Origin of the sequence: Pseudomonas reactans (genome assembly GCF_013385825.1) — a bacterium.
Classification (GTDB): Bacteria; Pseudomonadota; Gammaproteobacteria; order Pseudomonadales; family Pseudomonadaceae; genus Aquipseudomonas; species Aquipseudomonas reactans.
Map to the genome: position 1 here is coordinate 70,386 of NZ_JACAPG010000019.1, position 26,439 is coordinate 96,824.

A 26,439-nucleotide genomic window follows, 5' to 3' on the forward strand; every position below is an offset into this window, starting at 1 on the left:
GGGGTTTGCAATCCTGCTCCCTCCGGAGGTTTCACGCATGCTCGGGCTGGTAAAGACCGCACTGCAAAAGCCGTACACGTTTATCGTGTTGGCCATATTCATCTGCATCATCGGGCCGATGGCGGCCCTGCGTACCCCCACTGACGTTTTTCCGGACATTGGCATACCTGTGGTCGCCGTGGTCTGGCAGTACAACGGTCTGTCGCCGGACGCCATGGCCGGTCGGGTGATCTACACCTATGAACGCTCCCTGAGCACCACGGTTAACGACATCGAGCATATCGAGTCGCAATCCTTGCCCGGCATGGGCATCGTCAAGATCTTCTTCCAACCCGGCGTGGATATCCGTACCGCCAACGCCCAGGTGACGGCGGTATCACAAACCGTACTCAAGCAGATGCCACCGGGCATCACGCCGCCACTGATCCTCAACTACAGCGCCTCCACGGTGCCGATTCTGCAGATGGCGTTCTCCAGCCCCAGCCTCTCGGAAGCCAAGATCCGCGACCTGGTGCAGAACAACATTCGCCTGCCCCTGAGCGCCCTGCCCGGCCTGGCCATGCCCACACCGATGGGCGGCAAGCAACGCCAAATCACCCTGGACCTCGACCCGCAAGCGCTGGCCGCCAAAGGTTTGTCGGCCCAGGATGTGGGCAATGCCCTCGCCTTGCAGAACCAGATTATCCCGGTGGGCACCGCCAAACTCGGCCCCAACGAATACACGATCCTGCTCAACAACAGCCCCAAGGCCATCGATGAACTCAACGACCTGCCGATCAAGACCGTCGACGGTGCGCTGATCACCATCGGCCAAGTGGCCCACGTCCGCGACGGCTCGCCGCCACAGACCAACATCGTGCGCGTCGACGGCCACCGCGCGGTCCTCATGCCGGCGCTGAAGAACGGCAGCATCTCCACCCTGTCGATCATCGACGGCATTCGTCAGATGCTGCCGCGCATCAACGAAACCCTGCCGCCGTCGCTGAAGACCTCGCTACTGGGGGACGCCTCGGTGTTCGTCAAACAGTCAGTGGGCAGCGTGGCCCAAGAAGGCATCATCGCTGCACTGCTGACCAGTGCGATGATCCTGCTGTTCCTCGGCAGCTGGCGTTCCACGATCATTATTGCCGCCTCGATTCCCCTGGCCGTGCTATCAGCCATCGCGCTGCTGGCGGTCAGCGGGCAAACCCTCAACGTGATGACCCTCGGCGGGCTGGCGTTGGCGGTGGGGATCCTGGTGGACGACGCCACGGTGACCATCGAAAACATCAACTGGCACCTGGAGCAAGGCAAGGCGGTGAAGACCGCGATTCTCGACGGCGCCGCACAGATCGTCGGCCCGGCGTTCGTCTCGCTGCTATGTATTTGCATCGTTTTCGTGCCGATGTTCTTGCTGCAAGGCATCGCCGGTTACCTGTTCCGGCCGATGGCCCTGGCGGTGATCTTTGCCATGGCCAGCTCTTTCATTCTGTCACGTACGCTGGTGCCGACGCTGGCAATGTTCCTGCTCAAGCCGCACACCCCGGAGCAAGGGGCAGGACACCACCCAGAAGATGAATTCATCAATCATCACGAGGGTGAGCAGCATCAGAAACAGCGCAATGCCATGCTGCAATCGGTGCTGAATTTCCAACAGGGTTTCGAGCGTCACTTCTCGAACATCCGCGATACCTATCACGGCCTGCTGACCTTGGCCCTGGGCAATCGCAAGGGTTTTATCGTCGGTTTCCTGGCCTGCGTGCTGGCGTCGTTCCTGTTGCTGCCGAGCCTCGGCCAGGACTTCTTCCCGGCCACCGACGCGGGTGCATTGGCCCTGCACGTGCGCCTGCCACTGGGCACGCGCATTGAAGAAAGCGCCGCCGCCTTCGACCGTATCGAAGCGCGGATTCGTGAAGTGATTCCCGCCGAAGAACTCGACACCATCGTCGACAACATCGGCATCCCGCTCAGCGGTATCGACATGGCCTACAGCAGCAGCGGCACCATCGGCCCGCAGGACGGCGATATCCAGGTCACGCTGAAAAAAGACCACGCGCCCACCGCCGACTACGTAAAGAAATTGCGTGAAGCCCTGCCAGAAAGTTTCCCCGGCAGCCATTTCGCATTCCTGCCGGCAGACATCAGCAGCCAGATCCTCAACTTCGGCGCCCCGGCCCCGCTGGACGTGAAAATCTCCGGGCGCAGCGATGAAGAAAACCGCGCCTATGCGGTGGAACTGGAGCGCCGCCTGCAACACGTACCGGGCATCGCCGACCTGCGCATCCAGCAGTCCACTGGCTACCCGTCCTTGCAGGTCAACGTCGACCGCCTGCGCGCCAATGGCCTGGGCATCACCGAGCGTGACGTGACCAACAGCATGGTCGCCTCCCTCGCCGGCAGCTCGCAGGTGGCACCGACCTTCTGGCTCAACCCGGCCAACGGCGTGTCCTACTCGATCGTCGCCGCCACCCCGCAATACCGCCTCGACAGCCTACCTTCGCTGGAAGCGCTGCCGGTGACCGGCGCCGACGGCCAGTCGCAGATTCTCGGCGGCGTGGCCACCATCTCCCGTGTGCAAAGCCCGGCGGTGGTGACCCATTACAACATCGAACCGACCCTGGACCTGTACGCCAACGTGCAAGGCCGCGACCTCGGCGGCGTGGCCCGTGATGTGCAGAAAGTGCTGGATGACACCGCCTCCATGCGCCCCAAAGGCGCAGTGATCAGCCTGCACGGGCAGATCGATGCGTTGCACGAAGCCTTCAGCGGTTTGAGCTTTGGCTTGCTTGGTGCGGTGGTGCTGATCTACCTGCTGATCGTGGTCAACTTCCAGTCGTGGGTCGATCCGTTCGTGATCATCACCGCCTTGCCGGCGGCCCTGGCGGGGATTGTGTGGATGCTGTTCCTCAGCGGCACCTCGTTGTCGGTGCCCGCCTTGACCGGCGCGATCCTGTGCATGGGCGTGGCCACCGCCAACTCGATTCTGGTGGTGAGCTTCTGCCGTGAACGCCTGGCCGTACATGGCGATGCGCTCAAGGCCGCGCTGGAAGCCGGTTACACGCGCTTCCGCCCGGTGTGCATGACCGCCCTGGCGATGATCATCGGCATGCTGCCCCTGGCGATTTCCGAGGAGCAGAACGCCCCGCTCGGCCGTGCGGTGATCGGTGGCTTGATCCTCGCCACCACCGCCACCCTGTTGTTTGTCCCCGTGGTCTTCAGCCTGGTCCACGGCCGTCACCCTACTCGCGCCACCGCTGGAGAAACGCCTCATGTCGTCTGATCACAAACCCTCGCGCAAGCGTCTGATGCTCATGGGTGTCGGCGGCCTGACCCTGGCCGCCCTGTTGGTCGCCAACGGCCTGCATGCCCGCACGCTGCACGAACAATCGGTCACCGCCTGGACCGAAACCGCCGCCATCCCGCAGGTGATGGTGTTCCAACCGCAGCAGAATGTCGCCGGCGATACCCTGCGCTTGCCGGCGCACCTGGAGGCCTGGAGCAAGGCGCCGATTCACGCCCGTGTCAGCGGCTACTTGAAGGACTGGAAAGCCGACATCGGCACCCAGGTCAAAGCCGGGCAAATCCTCGCCGAGATCGACAGCCCCGACCTGGATCAGCAACTGGCGCAAACTCACGCCCGACTGGTACAGGAACAGGCCAACGCACGCCTGGCCGAAACCACCGCGACGCGCTGGCAAAACCTGCTCGCCAGCCATTCGGTATCGCGCCAGGAGGCCGATGAAAAAACCTCCAATGCCGCCGCCGCAAAAGCCAACGCCGAAGCCGCCGCTGCCGACTATGCGCGGCTGTCCGCGCTGGAAAGCTACAAGACGATCCGCGCACCGTTCGCCGGCACCATCACCGCGCGCAACACCGATATCGGCCAGTTGATCAAGGCCGACACCGACAGTGATCCGGAACTGTTCAACATCGCCGACACCCACCAACTGCGCCTGTATGTGCCGGTGCCGCAGAACTACGCGGCGGTCATCCACCCAGGCCTTGAAGCCGAGCTGACCGTGCCCGAGCACCCCGGCGAACACTTCAAGGCGCACCTGATCGGTGATTCCACCGCCATCGACCGCCGTTCCGGCACCCTGCTTGCGCAGTTCGTGGCCGACAACCCCAACGGCGAATTGCTCCCCGGTGACTACGCCGAGGCCACCTTGCCAATTCCGGCGGATACCCATGGCGTAAGCATCCCGGCCAGCGCGTTGATCTTCCGAGCCCAAGGCACGCAAGTGGCGGTGTTGGACGCGCAGAATCACGTGCACCTGCAGGACATTCACATCGGCCTGGACCTGGGCGAGCGCCTGGTCATCGACCAAGGCCTGAAACCCGCCGACCGCGTGGTCGACAACCCGCCGGACGCCCTGCGTGAAGGCGACCCGGTACAACTGGCCGATGCCGCCGGAGGTGCGCATGCGCCTAAGGCTTAACCCCCTGGCAGCGCTGATACTGCTGGCGTTGCAGGGCTGCTCGATGGCGCCGACCTACAAAGTGCCGAGCGTTGATTTGCCGGCCGGCTACCGCGAACAGACCAGCGATGGCCCCTGGCACAGCGCGCAACCGTCCGATCAACTGGCCCCCGAATGGTGGACGCTCTACCAGGATTCGCACCTGAATGACCTGCAACAGCAACTGCTCAAGGCCAACCCCGACCTGGCGGCGGCACTCGCGCACTTCGATGCGTCCCAGGCCTATGCCAGCCAGTTGCATGCGGGGTTGTTCCCGCAGATCACCGCCAGTGCGCAGCCGTTACGCCAGCGCCAATCGGACTCGCGGCCACTGCGAGGCGATACGCAGCCGTCGGTCTACGACAGCAATACCGCAGGGTTTTCACTGAGCTACGACCTGGACCTGTGGGGCAAAATCCGCAACCAGGTGGCGGCCGGTGATGCCCAGGCACAGGCGTCCGGTGATGATTTGGCGGTGGCGCGCTTGAGCCTGCAGCATCAGTTGGCGACGTTGTACGTGCAGCTCAACGGGCTGGATGCGCAGGCGCGGATTCTCAACAGTTCGCTGGCGGATTTCGGCCAGGCGTTGCAACTGACCCGTAGCCGGTATGAGGGGCAGATTGCTTCGGAGCTGGACCTCACGCGCGCGCAGAATCAACTGGCCGAGGCCAAGGCGCAATGGGATGAAGTGCGCGGGCAACGCAATCTGACCGAGCACGCGATCGGAGAACTGGTCGGTGTGGCAGCCAGCGAATTTTCATTGCCGCCCAGCTCTCAATTGATCGCCTTGCCAGGGATACCCTCGCAATTGCCAAGCCACCTGCTGCAACGCCGCCCGGACATTGCAGCGGCCGAACGGCGAGTATTTGCCGCCAACGCCAACATCGGCGTGGCCAAGGCGGCGTGGTATCCGGATTTCAGTCTGACGGGGTTGATTGGCGGGCAAACTCAGGGGGTCGGCAACCTGCTGTCCGCGGGCAATCGCTATTGGGCATTGGGGCCGTTGGTCAATTTGCCGATCTTCGACGGCGGTCGCCTAAGCGCGAACGAACGCCAGGCCAAGGCCGAGTTTGAAGAGGCGTCGGCGCAGTACCGCAGCCAGGTGCTGAAAGCCGTGCGCGAAGTGGAAGATAATCTGGGGCAATTGAGGGATCTGCAGCAAGAAACACTGGACGAACAAGCGGCAGCGGATGCAGCGCAGCACACGCAAGCGCTGGCGATGAACAGCTATCAGGCGGGGGCCGTGAGTTACCTGGATGTGGTGACGGCGCAGACGGCGGCGTTACAAGCGCAGCGGACATTGCAGGCGGTGCAGACGCGGCAGTTGCAGGCGAGCGTCGGGCTGGTGACCGCGCTGGGTGGCGGCTGGCAACCCTCTTCCTGACACTGTCAATTCTCCGTAGGCGCCGGCTTGCCGGCGATAGCGTGGTGCCTGACACGCCGCTATCGCCGGCACGCCGGCTCCTACGGAGGGCGGTGATGGCTTAGGCGGCGAGCTTGCCGCTGGCGATTGCCGCCGACGCCGCCACCATTGCCCTTAACAACACCGCGCACCCCGCTGCCAGATCATCCGGCGCGGCATTCTCGATTTCGTTGTGGCTGATGCCACCTTCACAGGGCACAAATATCATCCCCGCCGGCCCAAGCTCTGCGACGAAAATCGCGTCATGCCCTGCCCCGCTGACGATGTCCATGTTCGACAAGCCCAGGCTATTAGCGGCATCGCGTACCGCATCCACGCAGCCTTTGTCGAAGTACAACGGCGGGAAGTCAGCCGTGGGTTCCATTTCGAAACTCAGCCCGTGCTTGGCACAGGTCTCGTCGATAACCTTGCGCACTTCGGCAATCATCGAATCCAGTCGCGCCGGCTCCAAGTGACGGAAGTCCAAGGTCATGCGCACTTCGCCCGGAATGACGTTGCGCGATCCCGGATATGCCTGCAGGCAACCCACCGTCCCACACGCATGGGGCTGATGCCCCAGCGCTGCCGCATTCACCGCCGCCACGACGGCCGCCGCGCCCACCAGGGCGTCCTTGCGCAGGTGCATGGGCGTTGGTCCCGCATGCGCTTCCACACCACGCAGTTTCAGGTCAAACCACTTTTGCCCCAGTGCGCCCAGCACCACGCCGATGGTTTTTTTCTCATCCTCAAGAATCGGTCCCTGTTCGATATGCGCCTCGAAATAGGCGCCCACCTTGTGCCCGCTGACCGGCCGCGCGCCCGCGTAGCCAATCGCATTCAGCGCATCGCCCACGCTGACACCGTCCGCATCGACCTTGGCCAAGGTATCGGCCAGGGTGAATTTCTCGGCAAACACCCCGGAGCCCATCATGCACGGCGGAAAGCGCGAACCTTCCTCGTTGGTCCACACCACCACTTCCAGCGGCGCCTCGGTTTCCACGTTCAGGTCGTTGAGCGTACGCAGTACTTCCACACCGGCCAGCACACCGAAGCAACCATCGAACTTGCCGCCGGTGGGCTGGGTGTCGATATGGCTGCCGGTCATCACCGGTGGCAGGTTGGGATTGCGCCCCGGACGACGGGCGAAAATGTTGCCGATGCCATCCACGGTCACGGTGCAGCCGGCCTCTTCGCACCACTGCACGAACAGGTCGCGGGCCTTGCGATCCAGGTCGGTAAGGGCCAGGCGACACACACCGCCCTTGGGCGTGGCGCCGAGCTTGGCCAGGTCCATCAGCGACTGCCACAGGCGGTCGCGGTTGATTTGCAGGACGTCGAGGGCAGCATTCATGGGTGATCTCCTCAGGCTACATTTCTTATAAATTGACGCGGTCAACTGTAGGAGCCGGCTTGCCGGCGATGACGGCGGCACATTCAACCTGATCGGCAACTGACATACCGCTATCGCTGGCAAGCCAGCTCCTACAGGGTTATGTGGGGGTTTTCATGGCCAATGATTGAGCGCTGCGCTTGGCATTCAGGCCGTAATACAACAGGCCGCCCAACGCCGAACCGGTAAACCAGCCGTAGCTGTAGAACCAGCTGAACGCATCACTGCCCAGGGACAGCAAGGTCAGCACCACTGGCACGCCAAACGCGATGAAACCACTCCAGTTCCACGCCGGGTACACGTCGTCGCGGTACAGCCCTGCGAGGTCTAGTTGCTGCTTGCGGGTGATGAAGTAGTCCACCACCATGATCCCGGCAATGGGCCCCAGCAGGCTTGAATAGCCCAGCAACCAGTTGGAATACACGGTTTCCAGGCTTACGTCGGACACGATCAGGCCAAGCTTTTTCAGCAGTTCATGGCCCATCAACGCCAGCCCCACCAGGCCAGTCAGGATTACTGCCGTGGTGCGGTTGATCAGCTTGGGCGCGATGTTCTGGAAGTCATTGGTGGGCGACACAATGTTCGCCGCCGTATTGGTAGACAAGGTTGCGACGATGATCAATGCCATCGCCACAGCCACCCACACCGGGCTCTGGATATGCCCGATCAGGGTCACCGGGTCGGACACGCTGACGCCCACCAGTTTCACCGAGGCGGCGGTCATGATCACGCCGAGGGCAGCGAACAGGAACATGGTCAGCGGCAGGCCGAAGATCTGCCCGAGGATCTGGTCCTTCTGGCTTTTGGCGTAGCGGCTGAAGTCCGGGATATTCAGCGATAGGGTGGCCCAGAAGCCCACCATCGCAGTGAGGCCGGCCATGAAGTAACCGGTGAGGCTCGCGCCTTCCGGGCGTTTCGGCGGGATCGCCATCAACTCACTGATCGACACATTGGGCATCGCCCACACCAGCAAGCCAATACCCACCGCCACCAGCAACGGCGCCGACAAGGTTTCCAGGCGCTTGATCGACTCGGCGCCACGCAGCACCACCCACAGGTTCAGGCACCAGAAAATCATGAAGCCGATCACTTCACCGGTGCCGCCGAGGGACTTCCAGCCCTCGAAAATAGAGCCGAGGAACAGGTGGATCGCCAGCCCGCCAAACATCGTCTGGATACCAAACCATCCACAGGCCACCAGCGCCCGAATCAGGCACGGCACGTTGGAGCCGAGGATGCCGAACGACGAGCGCAGCAGCACCGGGAACGGTATGCCGTACTTGGTGCCGGGGAAGGCGTTAAGCGTGAGCGGGATCAGCACCACGATGTTGGCCAGCAGGATCGCCATCAGCGCCTCGCCCACCGACAAGCCGAAATACGCGGTGAGCACCCCGCCCAAGGTGTAGGTGGGCACGCAGATCGACATGCCGACCCACAGCGCGGTGATGTGCCACTTGTTCCAGGTGCGTTCGTGCACTTTGGTCGGTGCCATGTCGTGGTTGTAGCGCGGGCTGTCGAGGACGTCGGGGCCGGCGTCGAGTTCGTACAGGCCGTTGCGTTCAATGACTTGCGATCTGTTCTGTTGCATGGCCGCTCCACGGTTTTTTCGAATTATTTTTGCTCACCTGCACGGTGTGTGCAGGCGGCCGGAGTACCTCGTAAACAACATGACATCACGGGCCCGGCCAGCCGCCACTGCACTCAATATCCGTGCCGACAACCGTTACTGAACCCGCACCGCTTATATAACTCGCTGATGTTTATCAGTTTTCCGAGTGAGCCTTCGGTACTTGCCACGTTATTCAGGCTAAATAACGTGGAAGTTGCCCGAACTGTCAGGACTCAATCTGGTGCAACACAATTATTTTTATTTCCTACGCCCGTCAAGAGGCATGTCTCAAGCGTCTGATTTGCAATAAGAAATGTTGCTCAATTTAAGAACCTGTCAAGTGCGTCAAAATGGTGAGAGCACGCTACATTTTGGTGATTTTCTATTTTTATTCTTATAAAACATATAGTTAATCAAGATATAAGCTTATAAAAAATCTTCTTGCCCAATCCAAAAACTCGGGCTAGTTTCTATTCCTGTCACCGATGACAGGAATTAATCACGCCATCGGTAAGCAGCATTACAACACTTAGAACTGGCACAAGCCGGTCAAGCCTGTGAGGAACTCGACATGTCGCTGTTGATCCGTGGCGCCACCGTTATTACCCATGATGAAAGTTACCGCGCCGATGTGTTATGCGCAGGCGGTCTAATCCGGGCTATTGGTACGAATCTGGATATTCCCGCCGGCACTGAGATACTCGATGGCAGCGGCCAATACCTGATGCCCGGCGGCATCGACCCCCATACCCATATGCAATTGCCCTTCATGGGCACCGTGGCCAGTGAAGACTTCTTCAGTGGCACGGCGGCAGGCCTGGCGGGAGGCACCACGTCGATCATCGACTTTGTGATTCCCAACCCGCAGCAATCCCTGCTGGAAGCGTTTCACCAGTGGCGCGGCTGGGCGGAAAAATCCGCCTCGGACTACGGCTTCCACGTGGCGATCACCTGGTGGAGCGAACAGGTGCGTGAGGAAATGGCCGAGTTGGTCAGCCACCACGGCATCAACAGCTTCAAGCACTTCATGGCCTACAAGAACGCGATCATGGCGGCGGACGACACCCTGGTCGCCAGCTTCGAGCGCTGCCTGGAACTGGGCGCGGTGCCCACCGTGCACGCGGAAAACGGCGAACTGGTCTACCACCTGCAACGCAAGCTGATGGCCCAGGGCATTACCGGGCCCGAGGCACATCCGCTGTCGCGCCCGTCGCAAGTCGAGGGCGAAGCAGCCAGCCGCGCCATCCGCATCGCCGAGACCATCGGCACGCCGCTTTACCTGGTACACGTGTCCACCAAGGAAGCGTTGGATGAAATCACCTACGCCCGCAGCAAAGGCCAGCCGGTCTACGGCGAAGTGCTGGCCGGCCACTTGTTGCTGGACGACAGCGTCTACCAGCACCCGGACTGGCAAACCGCCGCTGGCTACGTGATGAGCCCGCCGTTCCGTCCGCGCGGGCATCAGGAAGCGCTGTGGCATGGCCTGCAATCCGGCAACCTGCACACCACCGCCACCGACCACTGCTGCTTCTGCGCCGAGCAAAAAGCCGCTGGCCGGGACGACTTCAGCAAGATCCCCAACGGTACCGCCGGGATCGAAGACCGCATGGCGCTGTTGTGGGATGAAGGGGTCAACACTGGGCGCCTGTCGATGCAGGAATTTGTCGCACTGACTTCCACCAACACCGCGAAGATTTTCAACCTCTACCCGCGCAAAGGCGCGATCCGCGTCGGCGCCGATGCCGACCTGGTGTTGTGGGACCCCGACGGGACGCGGACCATTTCCGCCAAGACCCATCACCAGAAAGTCGACTTCAACATCTTCGAAGGCAAGACCGTACGCGGCGTGCCGAGCCACACCATCAGCCAGGGCAAGCTTGTGTGGGCCGATGGCGACCTGCGCGCCGAGCGCGGTGCCGGACGGTATGTGGAGCGGCCGACGTATCCGCCGGTGTTTGAGCAGTTGAGCAAGCGGGCGGAGCGTTCCAGGCCTACTGCTGTGAAACGATGAACCCCTCCTTGTAGGAGCGAGCTTGCTCGCGAAAATCGTTAACGAAAACGCGGAAAACCTGATACCCAACGGTGCTCACAGGTTCTTCGCGAGCAAGCTCGCTCCTACAAACCAATGCCCGCCAGAGGCAAAAAAACCGTGAGGCCAACACCGTGATCCAGACCCTGACCCACCTCCCCCATCCCGCTGAGGATGGACCGACGCTCGCCAGCCATTTCACCGACCTGGCGCCGCCGCTCAACGCCCGGCAAGCCCAGCTTGAAGCCTCGCGCTGCCTGTATTGCTACGACGCGCCGTGCGTAAACGCATGCCCCAGCGAGATCGACATCCCATCGTTCATCCGCAATATCCACACCGAAAACGTACAAGGCGCCGCGCAGAAAATCCTCTCGGCCAACATCCTCGGCGGCAGTTGCGCCCGGGTCTGCCCCACCGAGATCCTATGCCAGCAGGCCTGCGTGCGTAACAACGCCGAAGAGTACGCCCCGGTACTGATTGGTTTGTTGCAACGCTATGCCGTCGACAATGCCCACTTTACCGAACATCCCTTCCATCGCGCCGCCTCTACCGGCAAGCGCATCGCCGTGGTCGGCGCCGGGCCTGCGGGGCTGTCCTGTGCCCACCGCAGCGCCTTGCGCGGCCATGACGTGGTGATCTTCGAAGCGCGGGAAAAGGCCGGCGGCCTGAATGAATACGGGATCGCCAAGTACAAGCTGGTGGATGACTTCGCGCAGAAGGAGTTGGATTTCCTCCTGCAGATCGGTGGCATCGAGATTCGCCACGGCCAACGCCTGGGCGACAACCTGACGTTGAGCGAGCTGCACCAGCAATTCGATTCGGTGTTCCTCGGCCTCGGCCTGGCCGCCAGCAAACAACTCGGCCTGCCCTTTGAGGACGCTCCAGGCCTGCTCGCCGCCACCGATTACATCCGCGAGCTGCGCCAGGCCGATGACCTCACCCAACTGCCCCTGGCCGACCGCTGCATCGTGCTCGGCGCCGGCAATACCGCCATCGACATGGCCGTGCAGATGGCCCGTCTCGGTGCCCGCGATGTGAACCTCGTCTACCGCCGTGGCTTGGCGGACATGGGCGCCACTCATCACGAACAGGACATCGCCAAGGCCAACCAGGTGCGCCTGCTGACCTGGGCCCAGCCGGAGGCAGTGCTGCTGGACGATCAGGGCCATGTGCGCGGCATGCGCTTCTTGCGCACACACATGGAAAACGGCCGCTTGCACCCCACTGGCGAAACCTTCGAACTGGCGGCCGATGCGATCTTCAAGGCTATCGGCCAGGGCTTCGACAGCGAGGCACTGCACGATCCGCTGGCCCAGCAACTGCAGCGTGTCGGCGGGAGGATCTTCGTCGATGAACAGCTGCGCACCAGCATTCCCGGGGTGTACGCGGGCGGCGATTGCGTCAGCCTCGGCCAGGACCTCACCGTGCAAGCCGTGCAACACGGCAAGCTGGCTGCCGAGGCCATGCATGCCCAACTCATGCTGAATGTGGAGGCTGCGTAATGGCCGATCTCTCGATTGTGTTTGCCGGTATCAAAGCCCCCAACCCATTCTGGCTGGCCTCCGCGCCGCCCACCGACAAGGCCTACAACGTGGTGCGCGCCTTCGAAGCCGGTTGGGGCGGCGTCGTGTGGAAAACCCTGGGCGAGGACCCGGCGGCGGTCAACGTGTCGTCGCGCTACTCGGCGCACTACGGCGCCAACCGTGAAGTGCTGGGCATCAACAATATCGAGCTGATCACCGACCGCTCGCTGGAGATCAACCTGCGGGAAATCACCCAGGTGAAAAAGGATTGGCCCGACCGCGCGCTGATCGTGTCGCTGATGGTGCCGTGCGTCGAGGAGTCCTGGAAAAACATCCTGCCGCTGGTGGAAGCCACAGGTTGCGACGGCATCGAACTGAACTTCGGTTGCCCCCACGGCATGCCGGAGCGCGGCATGGGCGCGGCGGTTGGCCAGGTGCCGGAATATGTGGAACAGGTGACACGCTGGTGCAAGACCTATTGTTCGCTGCCGGTGATCGTCAAGCTCACGCCGAATATCACCGACATCCGCGTGGCGGCGCGGGCGGCGTATCGCGGCGGCGCGGATGCGGTGTCGCTGATCAACACCATCAACTCCATCACCAGCGTCGACCTGGAACGCATGGTCGCGCTGCCCGTCGTCGGTACGCAAAGCACCCACGGCGGTTATTGCGGCTCGGCGGTCAAGCCGATCGCGCTGAACATGGTCGCCGAAATCGCCCGCGACCCGCAGACCCAGGGCCTGCCGATCTGCGGCATTGGCGGCATCGGCAACTGGCGTGACGCGGCGGAGTTTGTCGCCCTGGGCTGCGGCGCAGTGCAGGTGTGCACGGCGGCGATGCTGCATGGGTTTCGGATTGTGGAGGAGATGAAGGACGGGTTGTCACGGTGGATGGACAGTCAGGGCTACAACAGCCTGCAGGATTTTTCCGGGCGAGCGGTGGGCAACACCACGGACTGGAAATACCTGGACATCAACTATCAGGTGATTGCCAAGATCGATCAGGAGGCGTGCATTGGCTGTGGGCGTTGCCATATTGCCTGTGAGGACACCTCGCACCAGGCCATTTCAAGTTTGAAACAGGCGGATGGGACGCATAAATACGAGGTGATCGATGACGAGTGCGTGGGCTGCAACCTGTGCCAGATCACCTGCCCGGTGGCGGACTGCATCGAGATGGTGCCGATGGACACGGGCAAGCCATTTTTGAATTGGACGCAGGATCCGCGTAACCCGTATCGGGAGGCAGTGTAAGGCTTTGGACCGCTATCGCCGGCAAGGCGGCTCCTACAGGGGAATGCATTCCAACTGTAGGAGCCGGCTTGCCGGCGATGGGGCCATCAGCGTCACCCTAAGGCTCAAGGCTCCAACCCAATCCCCCGCAAGATCACACTCGTCACCGTCTGAATCGCCTTCTCGAACTGCATATCCGACAACGGCTGGTGCTCATTCAGGATCTTCACCTGATGATCAAAGTCGGCATAGTGCTGGGTCGAGGCCCAGATCATGTACAGCAGGCTCGACGGCTCCACCGGCAGGATGCGTTTGTCTTCCACCCACTGGCGAATTTTCGCTTCCTTCATCTTGGCCCAGTCGTACAGGCTCTCATCCAGCGCCTCACCGAGCGTCGGCGCGCCGTGGATGATTTCATTGGCCCACACCTTGGAGCCATACGGCCGCGTGCGCGAGCGCTGCATCTTGGCGCGGATGTAGCTGCTGAGCACCACCCGTGGATCGTCAAAGGTCTCGAAACTCAGGGCGTCCTGCTTCCACACTTCCAGCAGGTCGAACAGCACGGCGCTGTACAGCTCGCTCTTGGTGGTGAAGTAGTAATGCAGGTTGGAGCGCGGCAGTTGCACTTCTTCGGCGATATCCGCCATGGCGGTACTGCCATAGCCTTTCTCGGCGAAGATTTTCTCCGCCGCCAGCAGGATTTTTTCGACGTTGACCCGACGAATTCCGATCTTGTGATTGCCCATAAGGGCTCCCTGACAACAACTTGGCTTAAAGACTACCATCGGCTCTAGATCGCGGCGACAGGCCATAATGAAACTTCTGACGCGAACCTTTCCCCTGGAAATGGGATTGGTTAGGATCGCGGTCCCTATGAAGGATCATCGCAATGACTATTCGACCCCGCGTGGCCACCGACGACCCCGTGCTGGGCGCACTCTGGGAGCGCTCGGTGCGGGCCACCCATGACTTCCTCCCCGAGGATGACATTCAACGCCTGCTGCCCCTGGTGCGCGATGCCTACCTGCCAATGCCCGCGTTGGATGTGTGGGTGTATGAAGACCAGAACGGCATCGCCGGTTTTATCGGCACCGGCGGGCACAACGTAGAAATGCTGTTCATCGAGCCCGACCGCCGTGGTCAGGGCATCGGCCGCCAGTTGCTGGACCACGCCCGCGCCCGTCACGATACCCTCACGGTGGACGTGAACGAACAAAACCCCCAGGCCGTGGGTTTCTACCTGCATTATGGTTTTATCCAGGTTGCGCGCTCGCCGCTGGATGGCGAAGGCAAGCCCTTTCCCTTGCTGCACATGGCTCTACCGACTCCCTGACCCTGAAGGTATTGAACAATGTTGATCAAGAAAAGCCTCACCACCGTCGCCCTGCTCGCCTCCCTGCTGGGCGCCTCCGCTGCATTTGCCCACGCGCACCTCAAGAGCGCTGAACCGGCGGCCGACAGCAGCGTCACCGCGCCTAAAGACCTGCGCCTGACCTTTAGCGAAGGCGTCGAGGCCACCTTCACCAAGGTGTCTCTGAGCAAGGACGGCACCGAAGTCGCCATCAAGGGCCTGGAAACCCCGGACGCCGACAAGAAGGTCCTTGTCGTTACTCCCGCCGCACCGCTGACCGCCGGCAACTATAAAGTGGTGTGGAACGCGGTCTCCGTCGATACCCACAAGAGCAACGGTGAATACAGCTTCAAGGTCGGCCAATAATCCATGGCGACGCTGCTGGTGCTGTGCCGTTTCCTGCACTTCATCGTCGTGCTGCTGATGTTCGGGGCTTGTGCATTCAGGCCCTGGCTGCTCGGCGCGCAAGCGCAACCGGCGCTGGACCGGCAACTTGAGCGCATCACCCGCGGGCTGGCCTGGCTGGCATTATTCTCCGGCGTGGCCTGGCTGCTGTTGATCACCGCCAGCATGGCAGGCAGTTGGGACGCGGCGCTGCAACCGGCCACCGTGCAGTTGGTGCTGGGCAAGACCTTCTTTGGCCAGGTGTGGGTGTGGCACCTGTTGCTGAACCTGTTGCTGGTAATCGTGCTGGCCAAACCCTGGCGGGCATTGCGCTTGCCGGTCATCGCGCTGCTGCTGGCGACCTTGGCGCCGGTGGGCCATGGCGCCATGCTCGATGGGCTCAGCGGCCAGTTGCTGATCCTCAATCAAGTGGTGCACCTGGTGTGCGTCGGTGCCTGGCTCGGCGGCTTGCTGTTGCTGGTGTTGATCCTCAGGCAAGCGCAAGCCTTGGCGCTGGAGCCGATCCTGCGGCGGTTCAGCGGCGTAGGTTATGGGCTGGTCGCCGGTTTGCTGGTGACCGGCTTGATCAACGTGCGCGTGCTGACCGGGCAATTCTGGCCCACGCCGTTGTTCAACGGATTCGCGCTGATTCTGTTGATCAAAGTATTTCTGGTGCTGGGCATGCTCGCGTTGGCGCTGCTGAACCGGCTGCGTATCGAGCGCTGCGAACAACGCCTGGGCAGTTTGAAGTCCAGCGTGATGCTGGAGTGGCTGCTGGGTGTTGCAGCGGTGGCCGCCGTTTCGTTGTTGGGTACCCTTCCGCCGATGGTCATGGCTGCCTGAATCCTGCGTTGCAACTCACTCAACTGTAGGAGCCCGGCTTGCCGGCGATGGCGGCCGCAAGCCTTGCACCAACACCGACACAGCCATCGCCGGCAAGCCGGGCTCCTACAGGGAAGCGGCTGGCGCACCAAGTCATCGTATAACTTCTGCTTGACAGTCCTTGAAAACCTCGCAAATATTCGCCTCAATGTTGTACGACAACGTATAACAAATAATAAAAACAACAAAAGAAAGGGAGCTTCACAGTGAGTTCACTCGCCCGCAATTCCTCCGTTCGCCTGGGTTTTATCGGTCTAGGCAGTCTGGCTTTCACCCTACCCCTCGCCGCTTCGGCCGAAGGCTTCGTCGACGATGCAAAGGCCACGCTCAACCTGCGCAACGCCTACTTCAATCGCAACTTCACCAACCCGACCAATCCTCAGGGCAAGGCCGAAGAGTGGACGCAGAACTTCATTCTCGACGCCAAGTCCGGCTTCACCCAGGGCACCGTGGGTTTCGGCATTGATGTGCTGGGCCTGTATTCGCAAAAGCTCGATGGCGGTAAAGGCACCGGCGGTACGCAGTTGCTGCCGATCCATAGCGATGGTCGCCCGGCGGACAACTTCGGGCGACTGGGCGTGGCGCTGAAAACCAAATTATCCAAGACTGAATTGAAGGTCGGCGAGTGGATGCCGGTGCTGCCGATCCTGCGCTCCGACGACGGCCGCTCCCTGCCCCAGACGTTCCGTGGTGGCCAGGTCACGTCCAATGAGATCGCCGGCCTGACGCTCTACGGCGGGCAGTTTCGCGGTAACAGCCCGCGTAATGACGCGAGCATGGAAGACATGTTCATGAACGGCAAAGCCGCGTTCACCTCCGACCGCTTCAACTTCGGCGGCGGCGAATACAGCTTCAACGACAAACGTACCCAAGTCGGTGTGTGGTACGCCGAACTCACCGACATCTACCAGCAGCAATATTTCAACTTGACCCACAGCCAGCCCGTGGGCGACTGGACCCTGGGCGCCAACCTCGGTTTCTTCAACGGCAAGGAGGACGGCAGCGCCCTGGCCGGTGACCTCGACAACAAGACCGCCTTCGCCCTGCTCTCGGCCAAATACAACGGCAACACCTTCTATGTGGGTTTGCAGAAACTCACCGGCGACAGCGTGTGGATGCGCGTCAACGGCACCAGCGGCGGCACCTTGGCCAACGACAGCTACAACGCCAGCTACGATAACGCCAAGGAAAAATCCTGGCAGGTGCGCCATGACTTCAACTTCGTGGTGCTGGGCATTCCAGGGCTGACCATGATGAACCGCTATATCAGCGGCAGTAACGTGCACACCGGGGCGATCACCGATGGCAAGGAATGGGGCCGCGAGTCGGAACTGGCTTACACGGTGCAGAGCGGTGCGCTGAAGGATCTGAATGTGCGCTGGCGCAATTCGACCATGCGTCGGGATTTCAGCAACAACGAGTTTGATGAAAATCGCCTGTTCATCAGCTACCCGATCTCACTGTTGTAGGGCTTTGGACCCGGCGCAAACTTGTAGTCGACACACAACCTCTGTGGGAGCGGGCTTGCTCCCACATTCTGGCCATCACCTGACCGGAAGGACGTTGACAACGTGGGGAATCAATAACGATACTTCGACATAGTCATACGACAACCTACAACAACAATGGAACCCTCATGACCACCACCACAACCACGCCCGTTCCATTCAATCGCCTGCTGCTCACCGGCGCGGCTGGCGGCCTGGGTAAAGTCTTGCGCGAGCGCCTGCGCCCTTACGCCCAGGTACTGCGGCTGTCGGACATCGCCAACATGGCCCCGGCTGCCGACGCGTCCGAAGAGGTGCAACCCTGCGACCTCGCCGACAAACAAGCCGTGCACCACTTGGTGGAAGGTGTCGACGCGATCCTGCACTTCGGCGGCGTCTCGGTGGAGCGCTCGTTCGAAGAAGTGCTCGGCGCGAACATCAGCGGCATTTTCCATATCTATGAAGCCGCGCGCCGCCACGGTGTAAAGCGCGTGATTTTCGCCAGTTCCAACCACGTGATCGGCTTCTACAAGCAAGGTGAAAAACTCGACGCCCACTCCCCGCGCCGCCCGGACAGCTACTACGGCCTGTCCAAGTCCTACGGCGAAGACATGGCCAGTTTCTACTTTGACCGCTACGGCATCGAGACCGTCAGCATCCGCATCGGCTCGTCGTTCCCGGAACCGCAGAACCGCCGCATGATGCACACCTGGCTGAGCTTCGACGACCTGACCCAGTTGCTCGAACGCGCGCTGTACACCCCCAACGTCGGCCACACCGTGGTCTACGGCATGTCGGATAACCTCGACACCTGGTGGGACAACCGCTACGCCGCCCACCTGGGCTTTGCGCCCAAGGACAACTCCGAAGTGTTCCGCGCCCAGGTCGAAACCCAGCCCCCCGTGGCCGCCGATGACCCGGCCAAGGTCTACCAGGGCGGCGCGTTCTGCGCGGCCGGCCCTTTCGGGGACTGACCATGAGCGCTGAACTGATCGTCGATGCCCGCAATGCCGTAGGCGAATGCCCGGTGTGGGTGCCCGAGGAAAACGCCCTTTACTGGGTGGATATCCCCAAGGGCGGCCTGCAACGCTGGAGCGCCGCCACGGGTCATGTTGCCGCCTGGACAGCCCCGCAGATGCTTGCCTGCATCGCCCGCAGCGAGGCGGGCAACTGGGTCGCCGGGATGGAAACCGGATTTTTCCAGCTCACCCCGTACAACGACGGTAGCCTGGACACCACGCCTCTGGCGGCGGTCGAACACCCTCGCCAGGACATGCGCCTGAACGACGGCCGCTGTGATCGCCAGGGCCGTTTCTGGGCCGGCAGCATGGTGCTGAACATGGGCTTGAATGCGGCCGAAGGCACCCTGTATCGCTACGCATCCGGTGGGGCGCCCCATGCGCAGTTGGACGGTTTCATCACCTTGAACGGCCTGGCCTTCAGCCCCGATGGCCGCACGATGTATGCCTCCGATTCCCATCCGCTGGTGCAGCAGATCTGGGCCTTCGACTACGACATCGACACCGGCACGCCGTCCAACCGCCGCGTGTTCGTGGACATGCACAAGCACCTCGGCCGCCCCGACGGCGCGGCTGTGGATGCCGATGGCTGCTACTGGATCTGCGCCAACGACGCCGGGCTGATCCATCGCTTCACCCCGGACGGTCGCCTCGACCGCTCCCTCACCGTACCGGTGAAAAAACCCACCATGTGCGCCTTTGGCGGCAGTCGCCTGGACACCCTGTTCGTCACCTCGATCCGCGATGACCAGAGTGAACAGTCACTGTCCGGCGGCGTGTTCGCCCTCAACCCCGGCGTAGTCGGATTGCCGGAGCCCACCTTCACCCTCTAGCTGCATCGCTGTGCCTTGAATACAACAATAACAAGACAGGAATGAAACCCCATGGACTTCAAACGCACCTTGCTCGCCGCTGCATTCTTCACCCTCAGCAGCGCCGCCCACGCGCTGGAAATCAAATTCGCCGACATCCACCCCGCCGGCTACCCCACCGTTGTTGCCGAAGAAAACATGGGCAAGGCCCTGACCAAAGAAAGCAACGGTGAACTGACCTTCAAGTACTTCCCCGGCGGTGTCCTCGGGTCCGAGAAAGAAGTGGTCGAACAGGCTCAGGTCGGCGCCATCCAGATGACCCGCGTCAGCCTCGGCATTGTTGGCCCGGTGGTGCCGGACGTGAATGTGTTCAACCTGCCGTTCGTGTTCCGCGACCAGGCGCACATGCGCAAGGTCATCGACGGCGACATCGGCGATGAGATCCTCGCCAAGATCACCGACTCCGAATTCGGCCTGGTCGCCCTGGCCTGGATGGACGGCGGCACGCGCAACCTCTACACCAAGAAACCGGTGCGCAAAATTGAAGACCTCAAGGGCATGAAAATCCGTGTACAAGGCAACCCCTTGTTCATCGAAGCCTTCAATGAAATGGGCGCCAACGGCATCGCCATGGACACCGGCGAAATCTTCAGCGCCCTGCAGACTGGTGTCATCGACGGCGCGGAAAACAACCCGCCGACCCTGCTGGAACACAACCATTTCCAGAACGCCAAGTACTACACCCTCACCGAACACCTGATATTGCCCGAGCCCATCGTGATGTCGAAAATCACCTGGAACAAGCTCACCCCCGTGCAACAGGACATGGTGAAAAAAGCCGCCAAGGCCGCCCAGGCTGACGAGCGCGTGTTATGGGACGCCAAGTCCGCCAGCAGTGAAACCAAGCTCAAGGCCGCCGGTGTCGAGTTCATCACCGTCGACAAAAAACCCTTCTATGACGCCACCGCGCCGGTTCGCGCCAAGTACGGTGCGGCCTACGCCGACATCATCAAGCGTATCGACGCCGTTCAGTAACGCCCTCCTTCTCTAGCAAGGCCCGGCGCGGTCGGCATCGACGCGCCCGGTTACGGTGAACGCCATGAAGAATTTACTGCTGCGCATCAACGACCGCCTCTACATGACCTGCATCTGGGTCGCCGGCCTCTCGGTACTGGGGGTCGCGCTGATCATCCCCTGGGGCATCTTCGCCCGCTATGTCCTCGGCACCGGCTCCAGCTGGCCGGAGCCCACCGCCATTCTGCTGATGCTGGTGTTCACCTTTATCGGCGCCGCCGCCAGTTACCGCGCCGGCGCGCATATGTCGGTGGCCATGGTCACTGACCGCCTGCCACCCCGTCAGCGCCAGATCATCGGCATCGTCTCGCAAGTGCTGATGGGCACCATCTGCCTGTTCATGACGATCTGGGGCACCAAGCTGTGCCTGTCCACCTGGAACCAGTTCATGAGTGCCATCCCCACCCTGCGTGTGGGCATCACTTACATACCGATCCCGATTGGTGGGCTGCTGACCCTGGTTTTTGTGCTGGAAAAACTCTTGCTCGGTGACCAGAGCAACCGTCGGGTCGTGCGCTTCGACCTGGTTGAAGAAAGCGAAGGGGCTGCCTGATATGGACGCATTGATTCTGTTGGGCAGCTTTATCGCCTTGATCCTGATCGGCATGCCTGTGGCGTACGCCCTAGGGTTGTCGGCACTGATCGGTGCGTGGTGGATCGACATCCCGTTCCAGGCCCTGATGATCCAGGTGGCCGGCGGGGTGAACAAGTTTTCGCTGATGGCGATTCCGTTCTTTGTGCTGGCCGGCGCGATCATGGCCGAAGGCGGCATGTCACGGCGGCTGGTGGCGTTTGCCGGGGTGCTGGTGGGTTTTGTGCGCGGTGGCCTGTCGTTGGTGAATATCATGGCCTCGACGTTTTTCGGCGCGATTTCCGGCTCGTCGGTGGCGGACACCGCCTCGGTCGGCTCGGTGCTCATCCCGGAAATGGAACGCCGTGGCTACCCGCGTGAATTCGCCACCGCGGTGACCGTCAGTGGTTCGGTACAAGCGCTGCTGACCCCGCCCAGCCATAACTCGGTGCTCTACTCACTGGCGGCCGGCGGCACAGTGTCGATTGCCTCGCTGTTCATGGCCGGCGTGGTACCGGGCTTGCTGATGAGCGCGTGCCTGATGGTGCTGTGCCTGATCTTCGCGAAAAAGCGCAACTACCCCAAGGGTGAAGTGATTCCGCTCAAGCAGGCGCTGAAAATCTGCGCCGATGCGCTCTGGGGCCTGATGGCCATGGTGATCATCCTGGGCGGCATCCTCTCAGGGATTTTCACCGCTACCGAGTCCGCCGCGATTGCGGTGCTGTGGGCGTTTTTCGTGACCATGTTCATCTACCGCGACTACAAATGGAGCGAGCTGCCCAAGCTGATGCATCGCACGGTGCGCACCATTTCCATCGTGATGATCCTGATCGCCTTCGCCGCCAGCTTCGGCTACATCATGACCCTGATGCAGATCCCGGCAAAAATCACCACGATGTTCCTGACCCTGTCGGACAACCGCTACGTGATCCTGATGTGCATCAACGCCATGCTGCTGTTGCTCGGCACGGTGATGGACATGGCACCGCTGATCTTGATCCTCACGCCGATCCTGCTACCGGTAGTGCTGGGTATCGGCGTCGACCCGGTGCACTTCGGCATGATCATGCTGGTCAACCTCGGTATCGGCCTGATCACACCGCCCGTGGGTGCGGTGCTGTTCGTCGGCGCGGCGGTGGGCAAGGTCAGCATCGAGAAAACCGTAAAGGCGCTGCTGCCGTTCTATGGCGTGCTGTTTCTGGTACTGATGGCCGTGACTTACATTCCTGCGCTGTCGTTGTGGCTGCCAAGCGTGGTGCTCTGATGCTGATTGAACGGCAAGACAACCTGACCCACCTTACCCTTGCGCCGGCCACGGGAGGCAGCATCGTCAACTGGACGGTACTCGCCACCGGCCAGCCGCTTTTGCGACACAGCGATGCGCACGCGATCAACACCGGGTTGCCAGGCAAACTGGGGTGCTATCCCTTGGCGCCCTGGTCCAACCGGATTGCCGAAGGGGGTTTCGACAACCCCGACGGTTGGCTGGCGCTGACGCCCAATAGCTTGACCGACCCGCTGCCGATTCACGGCTCTGCCTGGCAACAGGCGTGGCAGGTGGTCAGCCAAGCGACGGATGAAGTGGTCCTGGAAATGGCGTGCGACACACCGTTCGCCTATCGCGCCGAGCAACGGTTTCGGCTGGAGAACGGTGAACTGAGCATCACTCTGCGCGTGACGCATCTGGCGGAAAAACCCGCGTGGCATGGGCTGGGATTGCATCCGTACCTGCCGCGCACAGCGGGTACGCGGCTGCAGGCCAAGGCGTCACAGGTGTGGATGAGCGACGCCGCCAAGTTACCGACGGAGCTGGCGTCAGTGCCCGCCGCCTGGGATTTCCAGCAGTTGAAAACCCTGCAGGAAGGCCTGGTGGACAACGGCTTTTGCGACTGGGACGGCCATTGCCTGATTGAGCAGCCAGAGCTGGGCTACACCCTGGAATGCCAGGCCACCGGGAGTGATTACTTCCTGCTGTACTGCCCGCCGGGGTTGGGATTTTTTTGCATTGAGCCGGTGAGTCACCCGGTGAATGCCCATCATCTGCCAGGGCGGCCAGGGCTGAAGCTGTTGGAGCAAGGCCAGTCAACTCACCTCACTTTCAACCTGAAATTCCGCCCCCTGTAGGAGCCCGGCTTGCCGGCGATTGGGTCCCTCACAATCATCACCAGACTTTCGGACGCTATCGCCGGCAAGCCGGCTCCTACAGAGAGGGTGTGTCAGGGCGGGCTGTTTTTCAGGCGGCCGGCAGTGTCGATACTGACGACCACCGACAACCCCGGCCGCAACCGTTCACTCTCGGCCTGGTCCGGGTCCACCATGATCCGCACCGGCACGCGCTGGGCGATCTTGACGAAGTTGCCGGTGGCATTGTCCGCCTGCAACAGGCTGAACTCCGAGCCGGTGGCCGGGGAAATATGCTGCACCGTGCCATGGAATTTGCGGTGGTTCAGCGCGTCCACCGTGAAGGTCACCGGCTGGCCGACCTGCACGTTGTCCATCTGGGTTTCCTTCATGTTGGCGATCACCCACAACTGCGGCGGGACCAGCGCCATCAACTGCGCGCCGGAGTTGACGTAGGCCCCGAGCCGCACGCCGATCTGCCCGAGCTGACCATCGCGGGGCGCGGTGATGCGGGTGTTGGACAAGTCAATGCGCGCCAGCTCCACCGCCGCCTCGGCACTGGCCACGGCCGCTTCCAGGGAGCCACGGTTGACGATCACCGTCTGCAGGTCTTGGCGTGCGATTTCCAGGCTGGCCTGGGCTTGCGCCACAGCGGCGATGGTCTGTGCGTTGGCGGCGCGGGTTACGTCCAGCTCGCGCTTGGACACCGAGCCGTCGCTGATCAACTCTTCATTGCGGCGCAAATCGGCGGTGCTCTTGCGTGCCTGCGCCTGGCTGTCCACCAAGGCTGCCTGACGCAGCTTGATGGTGGCTTCGGCACTGTTGCGCTGTTGCACCACATTCGCCAATGACGCCTTCTGCACCGCCAGTTGGGCCAATGCCTGGTCCAGGCGCTGCTTGTAGATGCGGTCGTCGAGGCGCACCAGCAAGTCGCCGGCTTTGACGTGCTGGAAATCCTGCACCGGCACCTCGAACACATAGCCGCTGAGCTGCGGCCCGATGATCGTGACCTGCCCGCGCACCAGCGCGTTCTCGGTGGTTTCCACTGCGCTGCTGAACGGTGGCAATTGCCAGGCGTACAGCACAATCAGCACGCCGACGATGGCGATTGCGGCAAAGCCCAGGGACGAGATTATCCGCACCCGCAACGGGCGCAGCTCGGTGGGCACCGCGCCGGGTGGCGTGCTGCCTTCCGGGGTGGACGCGATGGCGGTAGTGGTGGTGGTCGAAGGTTCAGTCATGAAGGTGCGCCGCTGGGTTGAACGGGAGTGGCTGCTGCTCGGGTGGTGCTCATCAGCCACAGACTGCGGATAAAGATCCAGATCATGGTGAGTATCGCGATGATCGCGATCAGCATGAAGACATCGTTGTAGGCCATCACGTTCGCCTCACGGGTCGCCGCGGTAGCCAGGCTGCGAATGCCCATCAGGTTGCGCAGCTCGGGGTCGGCGACAATGCCGCCGTAGGCCGAGCCGCCGCTCTGCACCCGTGCGGCCACACGCGGGTCGAGCAGGGTCAAGTGTTCGACGATCATGCTGGAGTGATACTTCTCGCGCACGATCTGGAACGTGCCCAGCAACGCTGCGCCAATCAGGCCGCCGAGGTTCTGGCAGATGCCGAACATCACCGAAAAACTCACCAGATTGCGCGGGTTGGTCAGCACGTTCTTGGTGCCCAGGACCATGGTCGGGCCGAGGAAGAACGTGCCGCCGAAGCCTAGCAGGAACTGGCTGATGTACAGGTTCTGTGGGCGGGTGAGATTACTGGAAAAACTGTCCATCACCGAGCCGGTGGCCATCAGCGCCAGGGAAATCACCAGCGGCATCAACAGGTGCGCCGGGTTGATGGTCAACGCACTGACCACCAGCCCAGCAATCGCCCCGGCGAGCATCACCACGTACAGGGTGTGCATCTGCTGGTAGCTCATGTTCAACATCTGCATAAAGCCCACCGCGCCGGTGGACTGCTCCGACAGCACCATGCGAATCAGGATCACCGCCAGCGCCAGGCGGATCATCACACCGCTGCCCAGCCAGCGGGTCATCAACATCGGGTTGGCACGGTTATGCTCGATGGCCAGGCCGGCCATGATCAGCACCAGGGAACAGGCCGAGGCAATGCCGATCCAGGGCGCCTCCAGCCACCAGTCGATGCGGCCCAGGGACAACACCGCACAGAGCAAGGCAACGCCGGTGGCGAGGATGGCGAAGGTAAGGAAGTCGAGTTTTTCAAAGGTCTTGAAGCGGTCACCGGGCGGGAGTTTAAGCAGGAACACGCAGCCCAGGCAGATCAGCGCCATGCCCAGTTCGAACAGGTACAGGCCGCGCCATTCGGCGATTTGCAGCAGGTCTTCGGAGAACAGGCGCGCCAAGGGTAGAGCGAGTTGCGCGGTGCCCAAGCCCAGCACCAGCGCCTTTAAGCGCCATTTGGCCGGGAATGCCTGGATCATGTAGTACAAGCCCAGCGAACTCAGCGCCGCGCCGACCATGCCATGGGCTGCGCGCACGGCGATGGCTGAGCTGAGGTCGTTGACGAACAAGTGGCCGAAGGTGACCAGCGCGTACAGTACCAGGAACACTTCGGTGAAGGCGCGCAGGCCGAACTGTTGGCGGAACTTCACCAGCAGCAGGTTCATGCAGACGTTGGTCATGACGTAGGCGGCGGGGAGCCAGGCCATTTCGGCGGTGGTCGCGCCGAGGGCGCCTTGCAGGTATTGCAGGTTGGCGATAACCAGCGCGTTACCCAGGCCCCCGGTGATTGCCACCAGCACGCCGACCAGCGCGAACAGCCAACGCTTGTGCGTGGGGTGCAGCGGGGTGGACGGTGAACCAGGGAGGCTTGGGCGCTCGTGGGGTTCCCAGGTGTGGGGGGTGTATTTGTTCATTCCGTGACCTAGATGAGCCGACCCGGGGGAGTCGGTGAAAGCATACTCAGAGAGTAGTAAACCTGAGGGGAGTTCATCTTGTCATGTGGGGGGTGTACATATCCGTTGCTGCGGTCACGGCCGCTTATGGTTCCGCTCTTACAGCGGGTCACTTTTGGAAGAGCGCCAAAAGTAACCAAAAACGCTTCGCCCCAACACTCGGTACCTCGCCTAGGCTCGGTATGCCCGTAATC

General features: G+C 61.8%; 21 protein-coding genes. 16 read left to right on the forward strand and 5 right to left on the reverse strand.

Translation table 11 applies throughout. From position 1 onward, the window contains the following. Positions 1 to 37 precede the first annotated feature (37 nt). Genes HX868_RS22460 through HX868_RS22470 form a run of 3 tightly spaced genes read left to right on the forward strand, consistent with a single transcriptional unit; the run spans position 38 to position 5,820 of the window. Positions 38 to 3,259 (forward strand): efflux RND transporter permease subunit, encoded by a 3,222-nt coding sequence (locus HX868_RS22460; protein ID WP_177004404.1) that lies wholly within the window; start codon positions 38 to 40, stop codon positions 3,257 to 3,259. After that, positions 3,249 to 4,418, forward strand: a complete 1,170-nt coding sequence (locus HX868_RS22465; RefSeq protein ID WP_122729218.1) for an efflux RND transporter periplasmic adaptor subunit — start codon at positions 3,249 to 3,251, stop codon at positions 4,416 to 4,418. The genes HX868_RS22460 and HX868_RS22465 overlap by 11 nt, the downstream gene beginning before the upstream one ends. Next, on the forward strand, positions 4,402 to 5,820 hold the full coding sequence (locus tag HX868_RS22470; RefSeq protein WP_177004405.1) for an efflux transporter outer membrane subunit: 1,419 nt from the start codon (positions 4,402 to 4,404) through the stop codon (positions 5,818 to 5,820). Before HX868_RS22465 ends, HX868_RS22470 begins: the two co-directional genes overlap by 17 nt. A 100-nt stretch (positions 5,821 to 5,920) precedes the next feature. Here the strand turns inward: HX868_RS22470 and HX868_RS22475 are convergent, their stop codons facing one another. Next, positions 5,921 to 7,189, reverse strand: coding sequence for a Zn-dependent hydrolase (locus tag HX868_RS22475; protein WP_177004406.1), 1,269 nt, complete (start codon positions 7,187 to 7,189; stop codon positions 5,921 to 5,923). A gap of 139 nt (positions 7,190 to 7,328) precedes the next feature. Continuing rightward, positions 7,329 to 8,816: an NCS1 family nucleobase:cation symporter-1 gene (locus HX868_RS22480; protein WP_177004407.1), complete on the reverse strand. Its 1,488-nt coding sequence runs from the start codon at positions 8,814 to 8,816 to the stop codon at positions 7,329 to 7,331. A 592-nt stretch (positions 8,817 to 9,408) separates the two neighbouring features. Here HX868_RS22480 and hydA point away from each other — a divergent pair. The 3 genes from hydA to preA all read left to right on the forward strand — a co-directional run bounded on the left by hydA (position 9,409) and on the right by preA (position 13,642). Further along, positions 9,409 to 10,848 (forward strand): dihydropyrimidinase, encoded by a 1,440-nt coding sequence (hydA, locus tag HX868_RS22485; protein WP_177004408.1) that lies wholly within the window; start codon positions 9,409 to 9,411, stop codon positions 10,846 to 10,848. 152 nt (positions 10,849 to 11,000) lie between these two features. Then, entirely contained in the window at positions 11,001 to 12,368 is a 1,368-nt protein-coding gene (locus HX868_RS22490) for an FAD-dependent oxidoreductase (RefSeq protein ID WP_177004409.1), read from the forward strand. Continuing rightward, entirely contained in the window at positions 12,368 to 13,642 is a 1,275-nt protein-coding gene (preA, locus tag HX868_RS22495; protein WP_177004410.1) for an NAD-dependent dihydropyrimidine dehydrogenase subunit PreA, read from the forward strand. Before HX868_RS22490 ends, preA begins: the two co-directional genes overlap by 1 nt. A 104-nt stretch (positions 13,643 to 13,746) precedes the next feature. Here the strand turns inward: preA and HX868_RS22500 are convergent, their stop codons facing one another. Beyond that, the gene (locus HX868_RS22500) at positions 13,747 to 14,367 is read right to left on the reverse strand and encodes a TetR/AcrR family transcriptional regulator (protein WP_010209389.1); all 621 of its coding nucleotides are present in this window, start codon (positions 14,365 to 14,367) and stop codon (positions 13,747 to 13,749) included. A gap of 143 nt (positions 14,368 to 14,510) precedes the next feature. Here HX868_RS22500 and HX868_RS22505 point away from each other — a divergent pair, with 143 nt between their 5' ends. From HX868_RS22505 to HX868_RS22550, 10 genes are all read left to right on the forward strand, one after another. Then, positions 14,511 to 14,954, forward strand: coding sequence for a GNAT family N-acetyltransferase (locus HX868_RS22505; RefSeq protein WP_177004411.1), 444 nt, complete (start codon positions 14,511 to 14,513; stop codon positions 14,952 to 14,954). An 18-nt stretch (positions 14,955 to 14,972) separates the two neighbouring features. Further along, a complete protein-coding gene (gene copC / locus HX868_RS22510; protein WP_177004412.1) occupies positions 14,973 to 15,338 on the forward strand; it encodes a copper homeostasis periplasmic binding protein CopC in 366 nt (121 codons plus the stop codon). 3 nt (positions 15,339 to 15,341) lie between these two features. Next, positions 15,342 to 16,199, forward strand: a complete 858-nt coding sequence (gene copD / locus HX868_RS22515; protein ID WP_177004413.1) for a copper homeostasis membrane protein CopD — start codon at positions 15,342 to 15,344, stop codon at positions 16,197 to 16,199. A 245-nt stretch (positions 16,200 to 16,444) separates the two neighbouring features. Then, entirely contained in the window at positions 16,445 to 17,707 is a 1,263-nt protein-coding gene (locus HX868_RS22520; RefSeq protein ID WP_177004414.1) for an OprD family outer membrane porin, read from the forward strand. Between the two features lie 167 nt (positions 17,708 to 17,874). After that, positions 17,875 to 18,699 (forward strand): NAD-dependent epimerase/dehydratase family protein, encoded by an 825-nt coding sequence (locus HX868_RS22525; protein WP_177004415.1) that lies wholly within the window; start codon positions 17,875 to 17,877, stop codon positions 18,697 to 18,699. 2 nt (positions 18,700 to 18,701) lie between these two features. Then, on the forward strand, positions 18,702 to 19,577 hold the full coding sequence (locus tag HX868_RS22530) for an SMP-30/gluconolactonase/LRE family protein (RefSeq protein ID WP_177004416.1): 876 nt from the start codon (positions 18,702 to 18,704) through the stop codon (positions 19,575 to 19,577). A gap of 51 nt (positions 19,578 to 19,628) precedes the next feature. Then, positions 19,629 to 20,591, forward strand: a complete 963-nt coding sequence (locus HX868_RS22535; RefSeq protein ID WP_177004417.1) for a TRAP transporter substrate-binding protein — start codon at positions 19,629 to 19,631, stop codon at positions 20,589 to 20,591. Positions 20,592 to 20,655: 64 nt separating this feature from the next. After that, positions 20,656 to 21,183, forward strand: coding sequence for a TRAP transporter small permease (locus HX868_RS22540; protein ID WP_177004418.1), 528 nt, complete (start codon positions 20,656 to 20,658; stop codon positions 21,181 to 21,183). A 1-nt stretch (position 21,184) separates the two neighbouring features. Next, complete coding sequence (locus tag HX868_RS22545) at positions 21,185 to 22,465, forward strand: TRAP transporter large permease (RefSeq protein WP_033902005.1); 1,281 nt, start codon at positions 21,185 to 21,187, stop codon at positions 22,463 to 22,465. Further along, positions 22,465 to 23,325 carry an aldose 1-epimerase gene (locus HX868_RS22550; protein ID WP_425504238.1) on the forward strand — a complete coding sequence of 287 codons (861 nt, stop codon included), beginning with the start codon at positions 22,465 to 22,467 and terminating at the stop codon, positions 23,323 to 23,325. The genes HX868_RS22545 and HX868_RS22550 overlap by 1 nt, the downstream gene beginning before the upstream one ends. 92 nt (positions 23,326 to 23,417) lie before the next feature. Here the strand turns inward: HX868_RS22550 and HX868_RS22555 are convergent, their stop codons facing one another. Both HX868_RS22555 and HX868_RS22560 read right to left on the reverse strand, forming a co-directional pair. Then, positions 23,418 to 24,563: an HlyD family secretion protein gene (locus HX868_RS22555; protein ID WP_177004419.1), complete on the reverse strand. Its 1,146-nt coding sequence runs from the start codon at positions 24,561 to 24,563 to the stop codon at positions 23,418 to 23,420. Then, positions 24,560 to 26,206, reverse strand: a complete 1,647-nt coding sequence (locus HX868_RS22560) for an MFS transporter (RefSeq protein WP_177004420.1) — start codon at positions 26,204 to 26,206, stop codon at positions 24,560 to 24,562. Before HX868_RS22560 ends, HX868_RS22555 begins: the two co-directional genes overlap by 4 nt. Positions 26,207 to 26,439: the final 233 nt, after the last annotated feature.